Origin of the sequence: Enorma massiliensis phI, assembly GCF_000311845.1 — a bacterium.
Taxonomy (GTDB): domain Bacteria; phylum Actinomycetota; class Coriobacteriia; order Coriobacteriales; family Coriobacteriaceae; genus Enorma; species Enorma massiliensis.
Genome location: NZ_HE978574.1, coordinates 747,128 through 749,192, shown reverse-complemented (window position 1 = coordinate 749,192; position 2,065 = coordinate 747,128). Strand labels below are relative to the sequence as shown.

General features: G+C 62.3%; 4 protein-coding genes. 2 read left to right on the top strand and 2 right to left on the bottom strand.

Translation table 11 applies throughout. From position 1 onward, the window contains the following. Window positions 1-21 precede the first annotated feature (21 nt). Window positions 22-159: an aminomethyltransferase beta-barrel domain-containing protein gene (locus HGEM_RS10580; RefSeq protein ID WP_268257920.1), complete on the top strand. Its 138-nt coding sequence runs from the start codon at window positions 22-24 to the stop codon at window positions 157-159. On the opposite strand, the gene HGEM_RS03070 is transcribed toward HGEM_RS10580, so the two are convergent. Then, a complete protein-coding gene (locus HGEM_RS03070; protein WP_019127936.1) occupies window positions 156-821 on the bottom strand; it encodes a YoaK family protein in 666 nt (221 codons plus the stop codon). The two genes, HGEM_RS10580 and HGEM_RS03070, sit on opposite strands and share 4 nt — an antisense overlap. Window positions 822-908: 87 nt before the next feature. Continuing rightward, window positions 909-1,124: a type II toxin-antitoxin system RelB/DinJ family antitoxin gene (locus HGEM_RS03065; protein ID WP_019127935.1), complete on the bottom strand. Its 216-nt coding sequence runs from the start codon at window positions 1,122-1,124 to the stop codon at window positions 909-911. 426 nt (window positions 1,125-1,550) lie between these two features. Between HGEM_RS03065 and HGEM_RS03060 the strand changes: the two genes are divergently transcribed. Then, on the top strand, window positions 1,551-2,065 hold a 515-nt coding region (locus HGEM_RS03060), incomplete at its 3' end, for a gamma-glutamyl-gamma-aminobutyrate hydrolase family protein (protein ID WP_195891232.1).

Below are 2,065 nucleotides of genomic sequence, written 5' to 3'. Positions count from 1 at the left end.
CCCGAATGCGCGGCGGGGCCCGTGCCCGTCCGCGGGGAGGCGCTCCGCATCGATTTCGACGAGCCCCAGCGCGCCGTCGCGCCCGGGCAGGCGGTCGTGCTCTACGACGGGGACGTCGTGCTGGGCGGCGGGCGCATCCTCTGCGCGGCGGGCGCCTAGGCCCCGGGCCGCTCGCGGTCTATGAACATGAGGAGGAACGCCAGGAAGTGGAGCGCTGCGCACACCGCGATCGCGCGCAGCGAGAGCAGGTCGATGAACCAGTTGCCCAAGATCGCGCCGACCACGAAGCAGAGGATCACGCCGAAGTAGAGCACCCCGTTCTCCAGGAACCCCCGCTTGTGCGTGACGATGTAGTCGTCGACGCTCTGCAGCGCCGAGCGCAGGTTGCCGATGCACATCGTCGTCGCGATGCCGTGCCCGTGGATCTTGCGGAACGACTCGACCTGCATGCCGCAGGCGAGCGACGTCAGGCTGTTCGCCAGGATGTTGAGGTCGCCGGGGACGAAGCTCACGCCGAGCAGGATGAGCGCTTCCACGAGCACCGTCACCTGGCGCCAGTGGATCCGGCTCGAGAAGCGCTCGTGCACGAGGTCGCTCAGCATGATGCCGAGCGAGAAGCACAGCACGGGGGCCAGGAACCTGAGCGCCAGCGCGTAGTCGCCCTCTGAGATGTGGACGCCGGTGAGCAGGATGTTGCCCGTCTGGGCGTTGGCGAACACGCCGTCGCGCGCAACGTAGGAATACGCATCCATGAACCCGCCCGCGAGGGCAAGCACGATTCCGAGTTCGATCGATTCGGAGGTCTGCTTCGCTCGCTCCATGTACCGGCACCCTTCCGGCGCGATTCCGCGCGTCGCCCATATGACGCATGCCATCGTAGCGCATCCGAAGGGGATGGACACCGGGGATCAATCAGTTGTCGAAACGTTTGCAGACCCGTCCCCCGGGCCGAAGGCCCCCGTGGGCGAGATGTCGAAGGGAAAGGTCCCGCAGCGGTTGAACGCCGCGATGAACATGCGAATGGCATTTGAAGGCGTGGTGCCCACGCGCTGCGTTGCCGCCGCGAAGGCTGCCTTCTCTTCAGGCAGCACCTTCGCGACGACCGGGGTCATGTGATCTGCCATGGTCGTACCTCGGTGGAACGAACGAGTGCGTTTACCTGGGCGCGCGGCATGTGCCGATGTCGCACTACCAATGACCTAACTCGGCCCATGCCGCGCGCCCAGGCTTGGTGTGATATTGCTTCGTGGTATTACTAAGTATTACTAAGTTATACCCCGTTGATAGATTAACGCACCTGAAGCGCCCGCGCAAGGGCAACGCGAACTGCTCAATGCAAAACTTGTCTCAAAGGATCGAATTTTGCTAGACACCCCGAGTAGCTCGTTTTTCAGCGAATCTCTGAGCTGGGGTTTTGAGATACGGAGAAGCGTCTACACTTCATAGACACTCAAAAAAGCAGTCCTTTGAGCCAAGTTTTGTCGATTAACCCCCATGGCTCGCCGCGGCATGCGCCGCACCGCTTCGAGCCATGCTCTCGAAGGAGCCCCATGGCACATCGCCCCCTTATTCTCGCAACGGCATCGCTCACCACGTATCTTGGCGAAACTGCCTTTCGCCTGTGCGAGAACTATGCCGACGCCATCGTGCGAGCGGGCGGCTTGCCCGTTGTGCTTCCCCTAACGGAGCGCTTCGATGTATACGATGAGTATCTTGACCGCGCCGACGGCCTTATGCTCTCAGGCGGAGCAGATATAGAACCCGCTCGCTATAGAAGCGCGCTCGAGCGATGTGGGGTCGAAGCGTTATCAGGGGAACGACTGGTAGGCGAAACGACTCCCCTACGCGACGCCGCGGAACTCCACCTCTTATTCGGCGCAGAGCAGCGAGGGCTGCCGATTCTCGGCATATGTCGCGGCGCGCAGATTATGAACATCGCTCACGGGGGCACGCTCTACCATGACCTCGATGCGCAGCACGCACCGGCCCCTGGCGCCCTCTCTATCGTCCATAACGAATATATGGATGGGCGAATTTCGCACATGGTCGAGATCAAAGGCGAAAG